Source organism: Rhizobium sp. BK112 (assembly GCF_014193215.1).
GTDB classification, from domain to species: domain Bacteria; phylum Pseudomonadota; class Alphaproteobacteria; order Rhizobiales; family Rhizobiaceae; genus Rhizobium; species Rhizobium anhuiense.
Genome location: NZ_JACHYZ010000005.1, coordinates 205,687 through 225,092, shown reverse-complemented (window position 1 = coordinate 225,092; position 19,406 = coordinate 205,687). Strand labels below are relative to the sequence as shown.

Here is a 19,406-nt window from a genome sequence, read left to right as displayed (position 1 = left end):
TCAAGTATTTGTTTTTGCTTTGTTTTCAGGCGTTAACCCCTCAATGGATTTGGTTTGAGGGGTTAGGCTGTTCTCGTTCAGTTTCGCAGCGCTCGAAATAGCGAGCTTCCGCTTGTCGGCCTTCCGCGTGTAATGGTTGACCATAGAAACGCTTCTCCAGCCAAAACGGGCCTTGAGTTTGCTGTTGCTGTTGCCGCTTTCGACCAGGAGCTGGGCGAGCGTTTTCCTTAGGTCGTGCGCCCGGCCATCCACGCCCGTCTCAGCGCACATTTGACCGAACCAATTCCCGAACGCGGCCGCGCTCTTAAATGGCCGGCCATGAACCGGCGTCACCAGATAAGCCAGATGCTCTTTCTTCACCGCATCGAGAATGGCTCTAAGATCTGGGTGAATAGGAATATAAACCCACTCGTCATTCTTGCCTGCGCGGTACTCGATGATGTTATCTTTGACGTGCTGCGGGCCGATCTGGAAGATGTCCGAGCGGCGCAGGCCAGTGAAAGGCAGCATGTCCATGGCGAGTCGCTCCTGCGAGCCTTCCGGGTGCGTGGCATAGAACTTTTCGACGTCGGCCGCTTCCCAAGGCTTGAAGCCTTCAGTCTTCGCCTTTGGCATTTTCACATCTCGGACGGGATTGTTTTTCACGATACCCGCGTCCACAGCGTAGACGCGCAATGACACGATCAGATTCATAGTCCAGTGGATGGAGAAGAACACCCCTATCTCCCGGTGCACAACCTCGATGAAGACGGCGACGTGGATGGGTCGGCATGAATTTCGATAACCCAAAATCCGTATTCGGGATGTCGGCGTCAGTGTCGCTCGAGCGTCCTTGGGAACATCAAGACAGTCCGCGCGCACTCGGCTTGCCTGAACGAGCTTTTGCATCAATAGCCCACCCCGCAGAGCGAATTCCCACGGCCCCAGTTTGTAAAGAGACCACAGGAGATAACAGTGTCCAAATCAGTGCTCTTCATGTCCATGTCACTGGACGGGTATATCGCGGGGCCTAACGATGAAGTGGGCAATCCCGGCGGCGACGACTTTATGCGGTTGCACGAGTGGTACGGGGATTTTTCCCGACCGACCGGACCGGTCGGACAATTGTGGGACGAATGGAACGCGCCAGGTGCGATTCTGGCGGGTCGGCGAACCGTGGAGCAGGTCGATCACTGGGGTGGTGACAATCACGGTGTCGCGATTTTCGTACCCAGTCACAGGCCGCCCGGGCCATCCGTCGCGAATTATCCCTTGGTCAAATACGTGAGCGACGGGATCGCGAGCGCAATGGCGCAGGCGAAGGCCGCCGCCGGGGACCGGGACGTGTTGATGCTTGGCGCGTACACGGCGCAGCGGGCGCTGGAAGCTGGCGTGCTCGACGAACTGCAAATACACCAGGTTCCAGTCTTGTTCGGAGGTGGCCGCCGAATGTTCGAAGTCTTAGCATCGCGCGTCGAGTTGGAGATCGTTCGGGTGATCGATACACCCGAGGCCACGCACATCCGCTACCGCGTCCGCCGCTGAGCCCGCCGGTCCAGCCATCACTCGTTTGTGGTCGTCAGCATCAAGGACACGGAGGGACCACGTGGCCGTTATTCCGACGGTTTGGAGAAGCCGCGGTAAAAGCGTGTCGGCTGCAGCAGCGAACTGACGATGTTGGCCACGATCGGCCCATCCGCCTCGCTCTTCGCCTTCGCTTCCCGCCACTCCCGATCGGCGATGAACTCGGCCCATTTCTGCTCGCGCTCCGCCAGCGACCGCCATTCGAGCAGGTAGGTCAGATCGTTGCTGGAAGAACCGATCATCGTCGTCCAGAAGCCGAGTGAGCGGATGCCGAGACGTTCCCAGATCGCCAGCGTTGCGGTCTCGAAACGCTGTTGCAGGCCGGCAGCCTCTCCGGCACACATGTATAGATGCGCAATTCGTGGATCATCGGATGCTCCTCATGCTGGATGTCCTTTGGAGCGTCCTCAATCCGCTCTCGGAAATGAGGGGCAGCTTATAAAATTCCATAAGGTAATCAATACTTGCGCGGCGCCCCTCAGATCAAACAATTTCATTGAAATTACAGCATAATTTCAGAGTTTTGGCATTCCTGCAGGGGTCGCCATTATCTCCCAACGTTTTTGCGGTTCGCAGAATGGCCCACGGCAAGCAGGGGTTGCCGGGAGACTTGATGGTTTTACATGTGCTTCGAACCCGGCCCGGTCGGATTTCGGATCACGCTTGCCACCCGGCCAATCGGCATGGACATCGGTGCGCGTCGTTTACATCGCGGGCGTCGTCGCCTAGTGATTGCGCGAAACCTTAGAGTTTGTGGGTGAACGGCCATGTTGATCAAGCAGAGCGACTACCATCGGATTTACCGCATTATCAATAGCCTGCTCATCAACGAAAATGCCGACCCTGCCACGGCCTGTATGTACTTCAGCACCTTCGGGGCTTTCATCCTCGAACAACACTACAAAATCAAGGCCACGCCTAAGGGCGGGCTTGCTGCTTACAATCTCGGGGGCACGCTCATACTGTTCGCAGACTATCGCGAAGACGGCTATGTGACTGGCGCTGGGGAAAATTTCCACTGCTGGGTGGAGGCGGATGGTTGGGTTATCGATTTCATGGCTCCGGCATTTTCCGAGACTGCCCGAGAGCTTTCGGTGCCTCCGAAAATGTTTCAACGTCCGCTCTCATCAATGGCTTCGTCGATCAACAATCTTGGCCAATCCGGTGATTTCTTTTATCAAGCCGAACCCGAGGCGACTGCCCGGCGTTTCGCAGCCTGGCACAAACACGCGATGATCGGTGATATGGCGACGATCGCCGCGAACTGGTTTCGAAAGTCGCCGAAGCAATTGCTGACGTCGATATCGGTTGCCGATCAAAACGGAAAGCTGAAAAAGGTTCCGCTTTCGGGCAACGCGCTCGTTGGCGCGTGGTGATCGCTCCTGACGTCTTGGCCAAGAGAACGCCGCTATATGTGTTATCCGGGTTGTAACGCCCAACACCGTCACCAGAAACTTGTTTTAAACACATTGCCGGCCTATCGATTCTTCCATCGAAATTGCTTGTCGAGCTTTGGTTCGCGCCTCAGGCGGCCCAGCTGATCTTTCCTTTCAAAATCGATTTCTACGCCGTCCGGCAGTCGCCGGAGGGCGATTGTTTATGCGCTTGAGAGGAGACCGTCATGAACACAGGCACGGTTAAATTCTTTGATCCGACGCGGGGCTTCGGCTTCATTCAGCCGGACAACGGCTCGACCGATATCTTCGTCCATATTTCAGCCGTCGAGCAGGCTGGCATGGCGTCCCTTGATAAGGGGCAGAAGGTTGGCTTCGACGTCATCCAGGATAGCCGTTCCGGCAAAAGCTCCGCCGGCAACATCGTCGCTGCCTGACATGCCGCTGGTCTTTGACCGCGGATGCAGGCGACAGCATTTCGGCTGGGTTTTCCGGCCATTGAGGAGAATGTCATGAGCAAGACCAATGCAGAGGCGCTGTTGCGCAGAGCGCAGCGCCAGGTCGCCAACACCAGTGGCGGCGGTCATCTCGGCGGCACCAACTTCGGTCAGGGCAACGATGCCAAGACCGCGTCCGGGAGCGGCAATCGCCAGACGGGCAAGGGCCGGCCGCCAGGCGGCGCCAAACGCTGACATCTGCCAGCCGTGTTAATACAGCCCCGCCAAATTGGCGGGGTTTGTGTTTCATGCGTGAGACGCTGCGGCAGATTGGAACTGATTAGCTCTTCTTAGCGATCCAGGAAATGATCGAAGTAGACCTGAGGGATGGGGTAGGCGTAGACGCCTCTGTCGACAAAGCTGCGCCTGTAGAGGCAATTTCTGAGCACCGCGTTGTAATCTAGGCTTCGTGGATCCGGCGAGCCGCGTCGCCATGACCCTGCCTCCGGCACGCACCGCTGGAGAGCTTTTTCGTATCGAGCCAGAAGAACCGGGTCGGTATCGACCCGAATGCCGCTGTAGGATTGATAGTTTGAAGGAGATTCTGCGGCCGAAATACAGCCCAAGCTAAGTGCAAGACCAACGACTGCCATCAATCTCATCGGATTTATTCTCCCTGATCGATTTATCGAAGTATCGAGCGGAACGTTATTGGTTCCAGTGCCTGCGGGCAAGGGGACGCCTTGTTTCGCGGTCTGCTCCGGCTGTGATCTCTCTGGCGGCTGGATAGCCGCCGCCATATCATGGCGGCAGCCATTCGCTGCGTTCAATCCAGGAGATCGGCCGGGACCTTGCCGCCATTTTCCGAAAGCCGCTTCATTAGGGCCTTGTGCAGCCACATATTCATTTTTGCGGAATCGTTGGTGTCGCCGGTATAGCCGAGTTCAGCGGCGAGTTCCTTGCGCTCAGTCAGGCTTGCATCCATCCCGACGGCTTTCATCAGGTCCACGATCGAGCGACGCCAATCGAGTTTCTGGCCGCTTTTCTTCACCGCTGCGTCAAGGAGGGGCACGATATCGACTGTGACCGTGGCGGGCTTGCTCTGAGCGGGAGCGGCTGCAGGCGTCGGACTGGGCGCCGCCGACGGTGAGGCAGGCGCTTGCGCCGGCTCTGTCTGTTGCGGGCTGACAGCGACGGGTTCGGCTGCTTTCGCCTCTCCGAAGATTGCATGTTTGATCTTGTCGAAAATGCCCATTCTAAACCTCCAGTTCCATTAAATGAGAACATGCTGAAACATGGAATTCTCGCCCGATATATCCAGGCGGAACGGGAGTTATTTTTACCGGTCTCAATCGACGATGGAAAAGCCAAATCCGGGGCAGGGGCAGCCGATCGGCGACTGCAAATGGATCTCGCCGTCAATCGCATCGAGAACGGCGCTTTGCTTGCAGGTTCTGCAACTGCCTGAAGATTGCTGGCGCGATTGCGAGGGAAATGACTTCGTCGGCTCTCCAATCGCCGCCAGACATGGCCGTTTTCGGCACAGTCGGTCGGACAATTCGTATTTCGATAAGCATGTAACATCATTGCCGGCCGCCGGACCGACTTGCCGTGCCGTGTGGCGAAACATTCGCCAACCCTTCACGTTGCTTTGCCATGGACGCCCTGCAGGTTGCAGGCATCCAACGATCGAAGGTACGCGCGTTCCTCGATTTTCGACTGCCGGACAGATCGTTCGGCGAATGGAAACGGAGGAAAACCATGAGTGAGAACCATCATAGACTGTCCCTTGCAGTGCTCGCATCCACCTGCGCATTGCTTGCCATGCCGGCAAGCGATGCGCATGCGATCGATGTCGGCGTGTCGGTGAATGCAGGCAATGCCGTCAGCGCTGATGTCGGGACTTCGCTTGGCGGCGGGCGCGGCGTCAGCGCCGATGCTTCCGTCGGCGGCTCGAACGGCGTCAATGCCGATGCGACTGCCAATGCCGGCGGCGGCCAGGGCATCGATGCCGATGTCAACGCCGGCGTCGGCAACGGTCTCGACGCAAGCGCCAATGCCAGGATCGGCGGCGGACGCGGCGTCAATGCCGATCTCAACGCACGTGCCGGCGGTTCAGATGGGGCCGATGCCAACGCCACGGCCTCGATCGGAGGCGGTAGTGGCGTCGATGCCAATCTCGCCGTCGGTAGGGTAGGCGGGGTGGACGGGGCTGGCGCGGCAAGTGGCGGTGACGGATCCGTGCCTGGCGGCGGTCTCAGCCCGTCGCAGGTCCGCACTCTGGAGGCCTTCCGGGCGAGGCCCGTCAACGAGCAGCGCAAGATGCTTGTCCGTTGCGCCGATATCTCCGCCTCAAGCGGCTCTGCTTCCGGCGGTTCCGATTCCGGTCTTGTCGGTCTCTGCAGTCTGTTGCAGGCGACAGCCTCTCGCTGAACGTAAAAAGACCCGCCGAACCGGAAGGCGCGGCGGGTCCTTTAAAAAGCTTCGGCTCCCAAGCTTAGTGCAGGATCTGGCTGAGGAACAACTTGGTGCGTTCGTGCTGCGGATTGTCGAAGAACTCGGCCGGCGAATTCTGCTCGACGATCTGACCCTGGTCCATGAAGATGACGCGGTTGGCAACCTGACGGGCAAAGCCCATTTCATGGGTGACGCAGAGCATGGTCATGCCTTCCTCGGCAAGGCCCACCATGGTGTCGAGCACTTCCTTGATCATTTCCGGATCGAGCGCCGAGGTCGGCTCATCGAACAGCATGATCTTCGGATTCATGCAGAGCGAGCGGGCGATCGCCACGCGCTGCTGCTGGCCGCCGGAGAGCTGGCCCGGATATTTGTTGGCCTGTTCCGGGATCTTGACCCGCTTCAGGAAGTGCATGGCGATCTCTTCCGCCTGCTTCTTCGGCATCTTGCGCACCCAGATCGGCGCCAGCGTGCAGTTTTCGAGGATCGTCAGGTGCGGGAAGAGGTTGAAATGCTGGAACACCATGCCGACTTCGCGCCTGACCTCGTCGATCTTCTTCAGATCGTTGGTCAGCTCGGTGCCGTCGACGATGATCTTGCCCTTCTGATGCTCTTCCAGACGGTTGATGCAGCGGATCATCGTCGACTTGCCCGAGCCCGACGGCCCGGCGATGACGATGCGCTCGCCGCGCATGACCTTCAGGTTGATGTCGCGCAGCACGTGGAAATCACCGTACCACTTGTTCATGTTGACGATCTCGACCGCCACTTCCGTTGCGGAAACGGTGAGTTTTTTCGCTGGAGCTTCAGCCATGACTATTTTCCCTCATTCTTATCGTTTTAGCGTTCTTATCGTTTGTGGCCGGTATCGAGATGGCGTTCCATGAAGCCTGAATAGCGCGACATGCCGAAGCAGAACAGCCAGAAGATGAAGCCGGCAAAGATCAGGCCGGTGATCGGCGTGACGGCGCTTGCCCAATTGGCATCGGAGAAGTTCAGCTTGACGATACCGAGCAGGTCGAACATGCCGATAATGGTGACCAGCGACGTGTCCTTGAACGTTCCGATGAAGGTGTTCACGATGCTCGGGATGACGAGCTTGATGGCCTGCGGCATGATGATCAGCCGTGTCTTCTGCCAATAACCGAGGCCAAGCGAATCGGCGCCCTCGAACTGTCCCTTCGGGATCGCCTGAAGGCCGCCGCGGATCACTTCAGCCATATAGGCCGAGGTGAAGATCGAAACACCGATCAGCGCCCGCAGAAGCTTGTCCACGTTCCAGCCGGTGGGAAGGAAGAGCGGCAGCATGACACTGGCCATGAACAGGACGGTGATCAGCGGAACGCCTCGAATGACCTCGATGAAGGTAACGCAAAGCATCCGGATGACGGGCATCTTCGAGCGGCGCCCCAGCGCAAGCAGAATACCGCAGGGCAGGGAAACGGCAATGCCGACGAAGGACAGGACAAGGGTCACCATCAACCCGCCCCAGAGCGGAGTATCCACCACTTCGAGGCCGAAGCCCCCGTGAAGAAGCCAGAAGGCGATGACCGGCAGGACGGCGAACAGAAGAATGGCGTTCAGTCCCTTGCGCGGCGCCGACGGGATCAGCATCGGAACCAGAAGCACAATGAACAGGATCCCGACGATCGCCGGCCTCCAACGCTCGTCGAGCGGATAGCGGCCGAATATAAACTGATCGTATTTGGCACTGACGAAGGCCCAGCATGCTCCACTCCAGCCATCAGGCTGGATACCGCCCTGGATCGTCGTCGCGCAGAATGTGCGGTCCGGGCCGGACCATACGGCCTGGATGAACAGCCAGTTGACCAGTTGCGGCACGGCCCATGCGATCAGCGCAACAGCCAGGATCGTCAGGATTATGTCTTTCGGGGTTGCAAGAAGATTACGGCGTATCCAGGCGACGGCTCCGCGCTCCCCGGGGGGCGGCGGTTCGGCCGCAAGGATGGACGTTCTGACGAAGGGTTTATCGGCGACCGACATCTTATCTCTCCACCAGTGCCATCTTGGCGTTGAACCAATTCATGAACAGCGACGTGAGAATGCTCAAGCCGAGATAGACGATACCCCAGATGCAAACGATCTCGATCGCTTGACCGCTCTGATTGAGGATTGTGCCGCCGACGGCAACGAGATCCGAAAAACCGATCGCGATGGCGAGGGAGGAGTTCTTGGTCAGGTTCAGGTACTGGCTCGTCAGCGGCGGGATGATGATGCGCAGCGCCTGCGGCACCACGACAAGTCTCGTCACGCTCGACGGATGCAGCCCCAGCGCGCCGGCTGCCTCGGATTGTCCCTTCGCAACGCCGCGAATGCCGCCGCGAACGATCTCGGCGATAAAGGATGCGGTATAGAAGGACAGAGCGAGAAACAGCGACATGAATTCCGGGCCGACGACCGAGCCGCCCGTCAGATTGAATTTACCGGCGATCGGAACATCGAAGGTGAGCGGAAAGCCGGAAGCAATGAAAACCAGCAATGGCAAACCGACGATCAGCGCGATCGACGCCCATACCGTATGGAACGGCTGGCCAGTTGCGGCCTGGCGTTTATGGGCCCAGCGCGCCATGATGATGGTGGCGACAATCGCAATCACCAGGGCGATGCCGACCGCGATCATGCCTGTCTCGAAGATCGGCTTCGGGAAGGCTAGTCCTCTGTTGTTGAGGAACATATTGAACGGCAGCCCCACCGATTCGCGCGGCTGTGGCAGGACGGAGAGAACGCCGAGATACCAGAAGAAGATGACGAGCAGCGGCGGAATGTTGCGGAAGATTTCGACATAGACCGTGCAGAGCTTGGAAATCAGCCAGTTCCGCGACAGCCGGCCGATCCCGATAATGAAACCGATGATGGTCGCCGTGATGATGCCCGTCACCGCCACCAGCAAAGTATTCAGAATGCCGACGAGAAGTGCGCGTGCATAAGTCGAGTCGCTTGAATAGCCGATCAGCGACTGGCCGATTTCGAAACCGGCGCGACCGCTGAGAAAGCCGAAACCAGATGCCGTATTGCTGCGGGCAAGGTTTACGGCCGTGTTATGGGCAACCCACCACACAAACGCCACGAGGGCAACAATTGTCAAAACCTGGAAAAATATGCTCCGGTATTTCGGGTCGTACATTGCCGACCGGAAACTCCAGCCGGTGTTATGCAAAGGTGTCCTATCCACAGCCTCATGCGTCATGCCGCGCCAATCCCCTTGTGCCCGTTTTCGGGCTTTCTTTTTAACTTTTTGGAAGTGGGAAGGCAGCTGGCCGCCTTCCCGGCATTTCATGCTGGTGCTCGATTAACGAACCGGCGGTGCGTACTGGATGCCGCCCTTGTTCCACAGAGCATTCAAGCCGCGTGCGATCTTGAGCGGGCTACCCTGGCCGATATTGCGCTCGAAGATTTCGCCATAGTTGCCGACGCCCTTGATGATATTGGCGGCCCAATCATTGGTCAGGCCGAGATCGGTACCAATCTTGGTGTCGGCCTCGCTGCCGAGGAAGCGCTTGATGTCCGGGTTCGGCGAGTTCTTCATCTCGTCGACATTTGCCTGGGTGATGCCGAACTCTTCGGCATTGATCAGCGCATAAGCCGTCCAGGAAACGATGTCGAACCACTGATCGTCACCCTGACGGACGGCCGGGCCAAGCGGCTCCTTGGAGATGATCTCAGGAAGGATGACGTGTTCGTCGGGATTCTTGAGCGTCAGACGCAACGAATAGAGACCGGATTGGTCGGTCGTGTAAACGTCGCAACGACCGGCGTCATAGGCCGCGTTGACCTCAGGAAGATTCTCGAAGACGACCGGATTGTACTGCAGATTGTTCGTCTTGAAGTAATCGGCGAGGTTCAGTTCCGTGGTCGTGCCCGACTGTACGCAGACCGCGGCGCCGGAGAGTTCGAGAGCCGACTTCACGTTCAGGCTTTTGCGAACCATGAAGCCCTGACCATCATAATAGGTGACAGGACGGAAGTTGAAGCCGAGTGCGGTGTCGCGGTTGATCGTCCACGTGGTGTTGCGCGAGAGAACATCGATTTCGCCGGACTGAAGGGCAGTAAAGCGCTCCTTCGCGTTTGTCGGCGTGTACTTGACCTTGGTGGGGTCGCCGAAGACAGCCGAGGCGACCGCCTTGCAGAAGTCGACGTCGAAGCCGGCCCAATTGCCGGAAGCGTCAGGTGCGGCAAAGCCGGTAAGGCCGGTATTGACGCCGCACTGAACGAAACCCTTTGCCTTTACATCTTCGAGTGTCGTGGCCGAAGCAGCCGAAGCGCCAAGAGCGAAAACTGCTGCGCCGATTGAGGCCGACAGAAGCTTGTTCTTCATTTTTTTTCCCAACCTTTTCCGTTGTCTTGTATTTTCTTGTGGGAAGTTCCGGCGAAATCTGCCGCCTCCCCATTTGCTCGACACCCTCCCGGCGCGAGTTGTTCTATCACAGTCGCAAATGTCACCATGGTCAAGTGTCGCGGTCAATAATTGCGGCAAATTTCAGCATTTTGGCAGATTGCGCCGCGTTGATGGGCACTTGGTTATGAAATAGGCGGCTAGTTGCGGAAAATTAACGCGAAATCGTGAGTTCCGCCGCTTTGGTCCGTCGCTGGCGATCCATCTCCAAGGGGTTGACCGGATATTACGGGGCGTCCAAAAGTCTGGTTTCGCGACCCTTCGCCAAAGGCTATTTCCGACATGAAAGACAAAGACAGCTTGCTGCAGAATGCCGGCATCAACACCCGCCTGACCCATATCGGCAACGACCCCTTCGACTATCACGGCTTCGTCAATCCCCCGGTCGTGCACGCCTCGACGGTGTTGTTTCCGAATGCGCAGGTGATGAAGACACACGCGCAGAAATACACTTACGGGACGCGCGGCACGCCGACGACCGATGCGCTCTGCGAGGCGATTGACGCGCTCGAAGGGTCAGCCGGCACGATCCTCGTGCCCTCGGGTCTCGCGGCCGTCACCATTCCCTTCCTGGGCTTTTCCGCCGCCGGCGATCATGCGCTTGTCGTCGATTCGGTCTACGGTCCGACCCGGCATTTCTGCGATACGATGCTGAAGCGTCTCGGCGTCGAGGTGGAATATTACGATCCGACGATCGGCGCCGGCATCGAGGCGTTGTTTCGGCCGAATACCAAGATCGTCCACACCGAGGCTCCCGGCTCCAACACTTTCGAAATGCAGGACATTCCGGCGATATCGGCCGTTGCGCACCGCCTTGGCGCCATCGTCATGATGGACAATACCTGGGCGACGCCGCTCTATTTCAGGCCGCTCGATCACGGCGTCGACATCTCCATCCATGCGGCGACGAAATATCCGTCCGGCCATTCCGATATTCTGCTCGGAACGGTTTCGGCCAATGCCGAGCACTGGGAGCGGCTGAAGGAATCGAACGGCGTGCTCGGCATCTGCGGCGCACCCGATGATGCCTACCAGATCCTGCGCGGATTGCGCACCATGGGCCTGCGCCTCGAGCGGCATTATGAAAGCGCGCTTGATATCGCCGAATGGCTGGAGGGCAGGGAGGACGTCGCCCGCGTGTTGCATCCGGCCCTGCCGAGTTTCCCCTCTCACCATCTTTGGAAGCGCGATTTCAAGGGCGCCAGCGGCATCTTTTCCTTCGTGCTTGCGGCCGACAGCCCCGAGAAATTCACGGCAAAGGCGCATGCCTTCCTTGATGCGCTGAGGATTTTTGGGCTCGGCTATTCCTGGGGCGGCTTTGAAAGCCTCGCCTTGCACGCCCATCTCAACGATCGCAAGGTCGCCAAGGCCCCGCCGGATGGCCCTGTCATCCGCCTGCAGATTGGCATCGAGGATGTGGCCGACCTCAAGGCCGATATCGAGCGGGGTTTTGCTGCTGCAAGTGCCGTCTGAGCGGCATCGCCGGGCGATGCTGCCGCTTGCAGCGCTCTATGGCAACTGCACGGACCGATAGCCGTAGATCCAGTCGAGATCCGCCGCCAGGCTTTGCGGCGGCTTGAGGCCGAGCACGAGATCGCGGCCGATCCGGATCGGCCCTTTCGCATGATAGGCAAACCGGTTGAAGGCGCCACGCTGGCGAAGTTTCGCGATACGCGGCGCCCGATGTCTTTCGAACAGCGCCAGCGCTTCCGACACGGGATGGTTCGAGAGAAAGGCCGCGAGTTCATAGGCGTCTTCGATCGCCATCGCCGCTCCCTGGGCGGCAAAAGGCATCATCGCATGCGCGGCGTCCCCGATCAGAATCGTCTTTCGGCCGTCCTGCCAAGCGCCTGATGTGGTTTCGAACAGCGGCCAGAACGTCAGCTTCGGGTGTTTTTCGAGCAGCGAGACGATTGCGGCGTTCCAGCCGGCAAGCCGCGTCCGCAGCTGCGTGCGCTGTTCGGCCGTCGGCTCGCTTTGCCAGGCCTGCGGTGCGATGTTACCGGCGGTGATCGCCACCATGTTGAAGCTGCCGGTCTCCTTCAGCGGATAGCAGACGAGATGCGCCGAACCGCCGAGGAAAGCCGAAACGCTTGCCCGGTCGAGGAAAGCCGGCGCTTCATCCTCTGCAATGGTGAAGCGGTAGGCGATATTGCCGGAAAAGTGCGGCGAGGGGCTGCCCGGAACGGATTGCCGCAGCTTCGACCAGACACCATCCGCACCGATCACGACATCGGCGGTCCGCTCGAAAGGCGGCAGCGTCGATTCCATCCGCACACCCAGATGAAGCCGGCAGAGCGGGTCGGCCGCGACTGCAGCCAGAAGGGCTTTCTGCAATGTGGTGCGGTGCAGGACGCCATAGGGCGCACCCCAGCGTTGCCGCGCGAATTTGCCCGCCGGCACCGCCGCGAGTTGGCGCAGTGAACTGCCCGATATCAGCCGGATCGCGTCCGGCTCGAGCCAGAGCTTCGACAGGCCTTCAAGAATACCGAGTTCGGCAAGGATGCGCGAGGCGTTCGGCGAGATCTGCAATCCGGCGCCGATGTCGGCGAGTTCGCCCGCCTGCTCGAAAATCTCCGAGCTGATACCCCGGCGCGAAAGCGCAAGGGCGGCTGTCAGCCCTGAGATCCCCGCGCCGATGATGGCGGCATGTTCGACCGGCATGGTTCGCCCGATCCGGATCTGGACCGACTACGCCGCCTTCACGTGGAAAACGCAACCGGCCGGATTGGTCTGGCTGGGCTTGAGCGCCGAATTGAAGCGATAGAGCGTCGAGCAGTAGGAACAGACTTTTTCGTTGTCGTCGCCCATATCGATGAAGATGTGCGGATGATCGAAGGGAGCCGAAGCGCCGGTGCACATGAATTCCTTGACGCCGACTTCGATAACGCGGTGACCGCCGTCGTTCTGGAAGTGGGGAATGTTGTGGCCGGCCATGTCGCTCTCCGAATGCTTTGAAATGTGCGCGAACCTTATAAGCCTTCGCCGCAAATGTGTAGAGCCAAAGCGCCGCGCCAATCACAGTTTTCAGGCGCAGTTTTCAGCCACAGTTTTTGGCTTCACGATGAAAGGCCGCTCGATTATGGTCGCGCCAAAAGGAAGACCTGATGAATCTGAATACGCCCGCATTTTCAAGCTTCACTCATGATGGATTGCAGCTCGCCTTCTTCGATGAGGGCGATCCGGCCGGTGTCCCCGTCTTGTTGATCCACGGCTTTGCCTCGACGGCAAACGTCAACTGGGTGCATCCGGGCTGGCTGAAGACGCTGGGTGATGCCGGCTACCGGGTGATCGCCATCGACAATCGCGGCCATGGCGCAAGCGACAAGCCGCACGATGCCGAAGCCTACCGTCCCTGGGTCATGGCCGGCGATGCGATCGCGTTGCTCGATCATCTCGGCATCCCCGAAGCCAATGTCATGGGCTATTCGATGGGGGCGCGCATTTCCGTCTTTGCCGCACTTGCCAATCCGCATCGCGTCCGTTCGCTGGTGCTCGGCGGCCTCGGCATCGGCATGACCGACGGTGTCGGCGACTGGGACCCGATCGCCGATGCGCTGCTGGCGCCCTCGCTGGAGGCGGTGACGCATAGCCGCGGTCGCATGTTCCGCGCCTTCGCCGAGCAGACGAAGAGTGACCGCACTGCCCTTGCCGTCTGCATCCGCGGCTCACGCGATCTCGTCGCCCGTTCTGACATGGCCAAGCTCGACATGCCAACGCTGATCGGCGTCGGCACCAAGGACGATATCGCCGGCTCACCGCAGGAATTGGCGGCGCTGATGCCCAATGCCGAAGCACTCGATATTCCGGGCCGCGATCATATGCTCGCCGTCGGCGACAGGGTTTTCAAGCATGCGGTGCTGGCCTTCTATGCAAGGGTCGCCCATCGCTGACATCATCGTGATGGCGAAAAACCATGCTAAAAAACCATGGCGACGGCACCCATTTATGTTATTGGCGTTTTCCTCTATATATTGGCATTTCGAAAACGGCATTCCGGCTGGCAACGAGGAGAGCGGCGATGGTCGCAAAGACTGACATCCGTGCTTTTGACACAGGCCATCCCGTGAAGGTGATGGATCCCATCTGGGACAGCCTGCGCGAGGAAGCCCGGCTCGCCGCCGAACGGGACCCCGTTCTCGCCGCCTTCCTCTATTCGACGGTGATCAACTACCATTCGCTCGAGGAATGTGTCATCCACCGCATCTGCGAACGTCTCGATCACCCCGACATGCAGGCGAACCTGCTTCGCCAGACCTTTGAGGAGATGCTCCTCGACTGGCCGGAATGGAGCTCCATTCTGCGCGTCGATATCCAGGCCATCTACGACCGCGATCCCGCCTGCCTGCGCTTCATGGAGGCGGTGCTCTATTTCAAGGGCTTCCACGCGCTGCAGACGCATCGTCTGGCCCATTGGCTGCTGAACCGCGGCCGGCGTGATTTCGCGCTCTATCTGCAGAGCCGCTCCTCCAGCGTCTTCCAGACCGACATCAATCCCGCCGCCCGTATCGGCAAGGGCATCTTCCTCGATCACGCCACCGGCCTCGTCGTCGGCGAGACGGCCGTTATCGGCGACAACGTCTCGATCCTGCATGGCGTGACACTCGGCGGCACCGGCAAAGAGGGCGCTGACCGCCATCCGAAGATCGGCAGCGGCGTCATGATCGGCGCCGGCGCGAAGATCCTCGGCAATATCGAGATCGGCTACTGCTCACGCGTCGCCGCCGGTTCCGTCGTATTGAAGGCGGTGCCGCCCAAGAAGACGGTCGCGGGCGTGCCGGCCAAGGTTGTCGGCGAAGCCGGTTGTTCAGAGCCGTCGCGCAACATGGATCAGGTAATCGGCGCTGATATCTGAGCGCCTGTTGGATAAAGGATAGGAACAGTCGGCGGAGTGTGAGCGGGGACAGAATCGCCAAGCGGCAACCCTTGCCTTTACACCGCTGCTTTTCCTGTGCAAGAAGCGGCCAATCAAGACTGCTTACGGAGATGACAGAGTGAAGCCAGAAGAAATCAAGAAGCTCGACGCCTACTTCAAACGCATGTTCAACCCGCAGATCATCGTCAAGGCGCGTCCGCGCAAGAATGATTCTGCGGAAGTCTATCTCGGCGAAGAATTTCTGGGCGTCGTCTATATCGATGACGAGGACGGCGACCGCTCCTACAACTTTTCGATGGCGATCCTCGACGTCGATCTCTGATCGTTCTCGAAAACTTCAAGGGACCGGGCGGCGCGATCCGCCCGGTCTTTTTTTGTTTTTTTGCTGCCGAGTCAAAATTTTTTTAAAGCCTCCGGTTGTGGCTTTGTGATATATATTAGCAAAATCAACTAAAGACGTACGTGCCCCGGCGCGCATGCTTTGTTATCTTTTTGTAATGCAACCTTTGGATGTTTTGCAGCGCACAAGACTACTTGACTATTTGTGCATTGCAGCTACCCTGCCGCCAGCCACAGCCCAACGGAGGATGCCTCATGTTCAACTTTGACGATGCCAACAAAAAGAGCAAGGAAGCCGTCGACACGGCGTTGAAAACCTATTCCGAGACGGCCAAGGGCTTTCAGGCGATCGCCGCCGAAGCCGCTGAATATTCGAAGAAATCCTTCCAGGATGCGGTGACGCACTTCGAAACGCTGGCCGGCGCCAAGAGCTTCGAGGCAGCTTTCGAGCTGCAGACGAGCTATGTCAAGTCGTACTATGAGAACCTTGTCTCCGAGACGACGAAGCTCGGCGAGATGTATGCCGATCTCGCCAAGTCCGCTTACAAGCCCTACGAGGCTCCGATCGCCGCTGCCGTCGCCAAGGCCACCAAGTCGGCGCCGGCGGCGACATCAGCCGCCGCGTGAATTGATTCTCCCGGCGCAACCTGCGCTACATATTGAAATATGAGGACCGGCTACGCATCTGTGGCCGGTCTTTTTGTTTCCACTTTCGCTGCAGCGCTTCCATGGGATGGGCTAAGGCGCGGCGCAATCTTTTAGATTCGCTCTTCGCGCTTCAGGTCTTTGTTTTTAGGCATGTCGTTGCCGCAAAACCGCTGCACGGTTTGCGCGACATGCTTTGGGGACTTTTTTGGTTGCCGGCCATTTCTTGATTGCAGTGACTGACAGGGGGCTTAAAATCAGCCTATTATGAACTAAGTTAGTGTTTCAGATATTCGGCGGGAAAAGCACCCTCCCATGCTCCGCCGGATTGCTTGAGGAATGAATGACAATGATCGCAACGCCGATCCGGATGCAGAACGACAGCGAAAGGAACGGGGACAACGCAAATCGAACCTCGGTCATCACACGCACTAAGCCGAAGACCAAGAAGCCCAATCTTTATCGTGTGCTGCTTTTGAATGACGACTACACTCCCATGGAATTCGTCATCCATATTCTGGAGCGTTTTTTTCAGAAGGATCGTGAAAGTGCCACCCGCATCATGCTCCATGTCCATAACCACGGCGTCGGCGAATGCGGAATATTCACATACGAGGTAGCGGAAACGAAGGTCAGCCAGGTGATGGACTTCGCCCGGCAGCACCAGCATCCGCTGCAATGCGTCATGGAAAAGAAGTGAGGATCTGAACGTGCCAACATTTTCGCCTAGTTTAGAGAAGGCGCTCCATCAGGCACTGACCTTTGCCAACGAGCGGCACCACGAATATGCGACGCTCGAGCATCTGCTGCTCGCCCTGATCGACGATGCCGATGCGGCCGCGGTCATGGGCGCCTGCAATGTCGATCTCGACGCGCTGCGCAAGACGCTCGTCGAATATGTCGATAATGAACTGTCCAATCTGATCACCGGTTATGACGAGGATTCGAAGCCGACCTCCGGCTTCCAGCGCGTCATCCAACGTGCCGTCATCCATGTGCAATCCTCCGGCCGCGAAGAGGTGACCGGCGCCAACGTGCTCGTCGCGATCTTCGCCGAGCGCGAGAGCCATGCTGCCTATTTCCTGCAGGAGCAGGAGATGACCCGCTACGACGCCGTCAACTACATCTCCCATGGCATCGGCAAGCGGCCTGGCGCTTCGGAGGCTCGCCCGCCGCGCGGCGCCGAGGACGAAGCCGAAAGCAGCAAGCCGACGGCGCGCGGCGGCGAAGAAGAGGGCGGCCCCAAGAAGCAGCAGGATGCGCTGAAAGCCTATTGCGTCAATCTCAACGAGAAGGCCAAGGGCGGCAAGATCGATCCGCTGATCGGCCGTCACGCCGAGGTGAGCCGCACCATCCAGATCCTGTGCCGTCGTTCGAAGAACAATCCGCTCTACGTCGGTGATCCCGGCGTCGGCAAGACGGCGATCGCCGAAGGCCTTGCCAAGCGCATCGTCGAAGGCAAGGTTCCGGAAGCGCTCGCCGATGCGACGATTTTCTCGCTCGACATGGGCACGCTGCTCGCCGGCACGCGCTACCGCGGCGATTTCGAAGAACGCCTGAAGCAGGTCGTCAAGGAACTGGAAGAATATCCGGGCGCCGTGCTCTTCATCGATGAGATCCACACGGTGATCGGCGCCGGCGCCACCTCGGGCGGCGCGATGGATGCCTCGAACCTCCTGAAGCCGGCCCTGTCATCGGGCGCGATCCGCTGCATCGGTTCGACCACCTACAAGGAATATCGCCAGTTCTTCGAGAAGGACCGGGCGCTGGTGCGTCGTTTCCAGAAGATCGACGTCAGCGAACCGTCGATCGATGATGCAATCGAAATCATGAAGGGCCTGAAGCCCTATTTCGAAGAGTATCACCATCTGCGTTATTCGAACGACGCCATCAAGTCGGCCGTCGAATTGTCGGCCCGCTACATCTCCGACCGCAAGCTGCCCGACAAGGCGATCGACGTGATCGACGAAACGGGTGCGGCCCAGATGCTGCTGCCGCCGTCGAAGCGCCGCAAGCTGATCACTGAAAAGGAGATCGAGGCGACGGTCGCGACGATGGCGCGTATTCCGCCGAAGACCGTCTCCAAGGACGACGAAGCCGTGCTCGCCAATCTCGAGCAGGAACTGCGGTCGGTCGTCTATGGCCAGGATATCGCGATCGAAGCCCTTTCGACGTCGATCAAACTGGCGCGCGCCGGTCTTCGCGAACCGAACAAGCCGATCGGCGCCTATGTCTTCTCCGGTCCGACCGGTGTCGGCAAGACCGAGGTGGCAAAGCAGCTGGCCTCGTCGCTCGGCGTCGAACTCCTGCGCTTCGACATGTCGGAATATATGGAGCGGCACACGGTTTCGCGTCTGCTCGGCGCACCTCCCGGCTATGTCGGCTTCGACCAGGGCGGTCTTCTCACCGATGGCGTCGACCAGCACCCGCATTGCGTGGTCCTGCTCGACGAAATCGAGAAGGCGCATCCGGATATCTACAATATCCTGCTGCAGGTCATGGACCACGGCACGCTGACCGACCATAACGGCAAGAAGATCGACTTCCGCAACGTCATCCTGATCATGACGACCAATGCGGGCGCTTCCGAAATGGCCAAGGCGGCGATCGGCTTCGGCTCGTCCAAGCGCACCGGCGAGGACGAGGAGGCGTTGACCCGCCTCTTCACGCCGGAGTTCCGCAACCGTCTCGACGCGATCATTCCCTTCGCGGCGCTGCCGACGGCCGTTATCCACAAGGTCGTGCAGAAGTTCATCATGCAGCTGGAGGCCCAGCTTTCCGAAAGGAACGTCACCTTCGACCTGCATGAGGACGCGATCGCCTGGCTTTCGGAAAAGGGTTACGACGAGAAGATGGGCGCCCGCCCGCTTGCCCGTGTCATCCAGGACACGATCAAGAAGCCGCTTGCCAACGAGATTCTCTTCGGCAAGCTGAAGAAGGGCGGCGTCGTCAACGTCACCGTCGGCCCGAAGGAAGACGGCAAGTCCGGTATCGTGCTGGAAGCCATTCCGGATACGGCGCCGATCAAGCCGAAGCCGGAAGCTGAGGTCGTGCATCCCGAAGCCGGCGATGAGGGTGATGGCGAGCTGAAGACGAAGCCGGCTCCCAAGGCCCGCGCCAAGACCGTGCCGCAGGCCGAGCCTGAAGTCCGCGACGCTCCGAAGAAGGGAAGCACGGTTCCGAAGGTTCCGCGCAAGAAGTGAGCTTTCGTCCCACCAAATTGGAAAAGGCCGCGTCTTACACGCGGCCTTTTTCGTTTCTGGGCATCGCCAGGGATCGAT

Annotated in this window: 22 protein-coding genes and 2 pseudogenes; 14 read left to right on the top strand and 10 right to left on the bottom strand. The window is 59.0% G+C overall.

All coding sequences use genetic code 11. The annotated features are described in order from the left end of the window. Positions 1-615 carry a tyrosine-type recombinase/integrase gene (locus FHT75_RS16495; protein WP_280178106.1) on the bottom strand — a complete coding sequence of 205 codons (615 nt, stop codon included), beginning with the start codon at positions 613-615 and terminating at the stop codon, positions 1-3. A 52-nt stretch (positions 616-667) separates the two neighbouring features. Here FHT75_RS16495 and FHT75_RS35865 point away from each other — a divergent pair. Both FHT75_RS35865 and FHT75_RS16490 read left to right on the top strand, forming a co-directional pair. Next, a pseudogene (locus FHT75_RS35865) lies at positions 668-774 on the top strand (CopG family transcriptional regulator); the annotation flags it as partial. Positions 775-966: 192 nt separating this feature from the next. Continuing rightward, the gene (locus FHT75_RS16490; protein ID WP_183845055.1) at positions 967-1,524 is read left to right on the top strand and encodes a dihydrofolate reductase family protein; all 558 of its coding nucleotides are present in this window, start codon (positions 967-969) and stop codon (positions 1,522-1,524) included. Positions 1,525-1,592: 68 nt separating this feature from the next. On the opposite strand, the pseudogene FHT75_RS16485 reads toward FHT75_RS16490, so the two are convergent. Continuing rightward, positions 1,593-1,933, bottom strand: a pseudogene (locus FHT75_RS16485) (NIPSNAP family protein). Positions 1,934-2,330: 397 nt separating this feature from the next. On the opposite strand from FHT75_RS16485, the gene FHT75_RS16480 reads away from it, so the two are divergent. The 3 genes from FHT75_RS16480 to FHT75_RS16470 all read left to right on the top strand — a co-directional run bounded on the left by FHT75_RS16480 (position 2,331) and on the right by FHT75_RS16470 (position 3,649). Continuing rightward, positions 2,331-2,939, top strand: coding sequence for a DUF2026 family protein (locus tag FHT75_RS16480; protein ID WP_047614883.1), 609 nt, complete (start codon positions 2,331-2,333; stop codon positions 2,937-2,939). A 245-nt stretch (positions 2,940-3,184) separates the two neighbouring features. Beyond that, the gene (locus FHT75_RS16475; RefSeq protein ID WP_047614884.1) at positions 3,185-3,394 is read left to right on the top strand and encodes a cold-shock protein; all 210 of its coding nucleotides are present in this window, start codon (positions 3,185-3,187) and stop codon (positions 3,392-3,394) included. A 75-nt stretch (positions 3,395-3,469) separates the two neighbouring features. Next, complete coding sequence (locus FHT75_RS16470) at positions 3,470-3,649, top strand: hypothetical protein (RefSeq protein WP_063475497.1); 180 nt, start codon at positions 3,470-3,472, stop codon at positions 3,647-3,649. 95 nt (positions 3,650-3,744) lie between these two features. Here FHT75_RS16470 and FHT75_RS16465 read toward each other — a convergent pair whose 3' ends face one another. Both FHT75_RS16465 and FHT75_RS16460 read right to left on the bottom strand, forming a co-directional pair. Further along, entirely contained in the window at positions 3,745-4,056 is a 312-nt protein-coding gene (locus FHT75_RS16465; RefSeq protein WP_082849734.1) for a hypothetical protein, read from the bottom strand. 164 nt (positions 4,057-4,220) lie between these two features. Continuing rightward, positions 4,221-4,649, bottom strand: a complete 429-nt coding sequence (locus FHT75_RS16460) for a DUF3597 domain-containing protein (protein ID WP_063475498.1) — start codon at positions 4,647-4,649, stop codon at positions 4,221-4,223. Between FHT75_RS16460 and FHT75_RS16455 the strand changes: the two genes are divergently transcribed. After that, a complete protein-coding gene (locus FHT75_RS16455) occupies positions 4,623-4,862 on the top strand; it encodes a hypothetical protein (protein ID WP_125853751.1) in 240 nt (79 codons plus the stop codon). The two genes, FHT75_RS16460 and FHT75_RS16455, sit on opposite strands and share 27 nt — an antisense overlap. Positions 4,863-5,155: 293 nt before the next feature. Beyond that, on the top strand, positions 5,156-5,827 hold the full coding sequence (locus FHT75_RS16450; RefSeq protein WP_063475660.1) for a hypothetical protein: 672 nt from the start codon (positions 5,156-5,158) through the stop codon (positions 5,825-5,827). A 64-nt stretch (positions 5,828-5,891) separates the two neighbouring features. Here the strand turns inward: FHT75_RS16450 and FHT75_RS16445 are convergent, their stop codons facing one another. From FHT75_RS16445 to FHT75_RS16430, 4 genes are all read right to left on the bottom strand, one after another. After that, the gene (locus FHT75_RS16445) at positions 5,892-6,665 is read right to left on the bottom strand and encodes an amino acid ABC transporter ATP-binding protein (RefSeq protein ID WP_063475500.1); all 774 of its coding nucleotides are present in this window, start codon (positions 6,663-6,665) and stop codon (positions 5,892-5,894) included. 35 nt (positions 6,666-6,700) lie between these two features. Further along, the gene (locus FHT75_RS16440) at positions 6,701-7,855 is read right to left on the bottom strand and encodes an amino acid ABC transporter permease (protein WP_047614889.1); all 1,155 of its coding nucleotides are present in this window, start codon (positions 7,853-7,855) and stop codon (positions 6,701-6,703) included. A gap of 1 nt (position 7,856) precedes the next feature. After that, positions 7,857-9,059, bottom strand: a complete 1,203-nt coding sequence (locus FHT75_RS16435; RefSeq protein WP_047614891.1) for an amino acid ABC transporter permease — start codon at positions 9,057-9,059, stop codon at positions 7,857-7,859. Between the two features lie 102 nt (positions 9,060-9,161). After that, positions 9,162-10,187, bottom strand: a complete 1,026-nt coding sequence (locus FHT75_RS16430; RefSeq protein ID WP_047614893.1) for an amino acid ABC transporter substrate-binding protein — start codon at positions 10,185-10,187, stop codon at positions 9,162-9,164. Between the two features lie 360 nt (positions 10,188-10,547). On the opposite strand from FHT75_RS16430, the gene FHT75_RS16425 reads away from it, so the two are divergent. Continuing rightward, the gene (locus FHT75_RS16425; protein WP_063475501.1) at positions 10,548-11,738 is read left to right on the top strand and encodes a cystathionine beta-lyase; all 1,191 of its coding nucleotides are present in this window, start codon (positions 10,548-10,550) and stop codon (positions 11,736-11,738) included. Positions 11,739-11,774: 36 nt separating this feature from the next. Here FHT75_RS16425 and FHT75_RS16420 read toward each other — a convergent pair whose 3' ends face one another. Both FHT75_RS16420 and FHT75_RS16415 read right to left on the bottom strand, forming a co-directional pair. Continuing rightward, positions 11,775-12,929 carry an FAD-dependent monooxygenase gene (locus FHT75_RS16420; RefSeq protein ID WP_063475502.1) on the bottom strand — a complete coding sequence of 385 codons (1,155 nt, stop codon included), beginning with the start codon at positions 12,927-12,929 and terminating at the stop codon, positions 11,775-11,777. 27 nt (positions 12,930-12,956) lie between these two features. Then, on the bottom strand, positions 12,957-13,202 hold the full coding sequence (locus FHT75_RS16415; protein WP_003539274.1) for a zinc-finger domain-containing protein: 246 nt from the start codon (positions 13,200-13,202) through the stop codon (positions 12,957-12,959). A 170-nt stretch (positions 13,203-13,372) separates the two neighbouring features. On the opposite strand from FHT75_RS16415, the gene FHT75_RS16410 reads away from it, so the two are divergent. The 6 genes from FHT75_RS16410 to clpA all read left to right on the top strand — a co-directional run bounded on the left by FHT75_RS16410 (position 13,373) and on the right by clpA (position 19,328). Further along, positions 13,373-14,158 carry an alpha/beta fold hydrolase gene (locus tag FHT75_RS16410; protein WP_047614918.1) on the top strand — a complete coding sequence of 262 codons (786 nt, stop codon included), beginning with the start codon at positions 13,373-13,375 and terminating at the stop codon, positions 14,156-14,158. Positions 14,159-14,286: 128 nt separating this feature from the next. Then, a complete protein-coding gene (gene cysE, locus FHT75_RS16405; RefSeq protein WP_047614921.1) occupies positions 14,287-15,120 on the top strand; it encodes a serine O-acetyltransferase in 834 nt (277 codons plus the stop codon). A 139-nt stretch (positions 15,121-15,259) separates the two neighbouring features. After that, positions 15,260-15,463 carry a DUF3126 family protein gene (locus FHT75_RS35860; protein WP_010021897.1) on the top strand — a complete coding sequence of 68 codons (204 nt, stop codon included), beginning with the start codon at positions 15,260-15,262 and terminating at the stop codon, positions 15,461-15,463. A 272-nt stretch (positions 15,464-15,735) separates the two neighbouring features. Then, positions 15,736-16,107: a phasin family protein gene (locus tag FHT75_RS16395; RefSeq protein ID WP_047614944.1), complete on the top strand. Its 372-nt coding sequence runs from the start codon at positions 15,736-15,738 to the stop codon at positions 16,105-16,107. Between the two features lie 367 nt (positions 16,108-16,474). Beyond that, positions 16,475-16,825, top strand: coding sequence for an ATP-dependent Clp protease adapter ClpS (gene clpS / locus FHT75_RS16390; RefSeq protein ID WP_063475503.1), 351 nt, complete (start codon positions 16,475-16,477; stop codon positions 16,823-16,825). A 10-nt stretch (positions 16,826-16,835) separates the two neighbouring features. Further along, a complete protein-coding gene (gene clpA / locus FHT75_RS16385) occupies positions 16,836-19,328 on the top strand; it encodes an ATP-dependent Clp protease ATP-binding subunit ClpA (protein WP_063475504.1) in 2,493 nt (830 codons plus the stop codon). The last annotated feature ends 78 nt before the right edge of the window (positions 19,329-19,406 follow it).

Coding starts and splice junctions, on each gene's coding strand:
- FHT75_RS16495 (WP_280178106.1), bottom strand. CDS start 615: ATGCCAAAGGCGAAGACTGAAGGCTTCAAGCCTTGGGAAGCGGCCGAC.
- FHT75_RS16480 (WP_047614883.1), top strand. CDS start 2,331: ATGTTGATCAAGCAGAGCGACTACCATCGGATTTACCGCATTATCAAT.
- FHT75_RS16475 (WP_047614884.1), top strand. CDS start 3,185: ATGAACACAGGCACGGTTAAATTCTTTGATCCGACGCGGGGCTTCGGC.
- FHT75_RS16470 (WP_063475497.1), top strand. CDS start 3,470: ATGAGCAAGACCAATGCAGAGGCGCTGTTGCGCAGAGCGCAGCGCCAG.
- FHT75_RS16465 (WP_082849734.1), bottom strand. CDS start 4,056: ATGAGATTGATGGCAGTCGTTGGTCTTGCACTTAGCTTGGGCTGTATT.
- FHT75_RS16455 (WP_125853751.1), top strand. CDS start 4,623: ATGTTTGATCTTGTCGAAAATGCCCATTCTAAACCTCCAGTTCCATTA.
- FHT75_RS16460 (WP_063475498.1), bottom strand. CDS start 4,649: ATGGGCATTTTCGACAAGATCAAACATGCAATCTTCGGAGAGGCGAAA.
- FHT75_RS16450 (WP_063475660.1), top strand. CDS start 5,156: ATGAGTGAGAACCATCATAGACTGTCCCTTGCAGTGCTCGCATCCACC.
- FHT75_RS16445 (WP_063475500.1), bottom strand. CDS start 6,665: ATGGCTGAAGCTCCAGCGAAAAAACTCACCGTTTCCGCAACGGAAGTG.
- FHT75_RS16440 (WP_047614889.1), bottom strand. CDS start 7,855: ATGTCGGTCGCCGATAAACCCTTCGTCAGAACGTCCATCCTTGCGGCC.
- FHT75_RS16435 (WP_047614891.1), bottom strand. CDS start 9,059: ATGACGCATGAGGCTGTGGATAGGACACCTTTGCATAACACCGGCTGG.
- FHT75_RS16430 (WP_047614893.1), bottom strand. CDS start 10,187: ATGAAGAACAAGCTTCTGTCGGCCTCAATCGGCGCAGCAGTTTTCGCT.
- FHT75_RS16425 (WP_063475501.1), top strand. CDS start 10,548: ATGAAAGACAAAGACAGCTTGCTGCAGAATGCCGGCATCAACACCCGC.
- FHT75_RS16420 (WP_063475502.1), bottom strand. CDS start 12,929: ATGCCGGTCGAACATGCCGCCATCATCGGCGCGGGGATCTCAGGGCTG.
- FHT75_RS16415 (WP_003539274.1), bottom strand. CDS start 13,202: ATGGCCGGCCACAACATTCCCCACTTCCAGAACGACGGCGGTCACCGC.
- FHT75_RS16410 (WP_047614918.1), top strand. CDS start 13,373: ATGAATCTGAATACGCCCGCATTTTCAAGCTTCACTCATGATGGATTG.
- cysE (WP_047614921.1), top strand. CDS start 14,287: ATGGTCGCAAAGACTGACATCCGTGCTTTTGACACAGGCCATCCCGTG.
- FHT75_RS16395 (WP_047614944.1), top strand. CDS start 15,736: ATGTTCAACTTTGACGATGCCAACAAAAAGAGCAAGGAAGCCGTCGAC.
- clpS (WP_063475503.1), top strand. CDS start 16,475: ATGATCGCAACGCCGATCCGGATGCAGAACGACAGCGAAAGGAACGGG.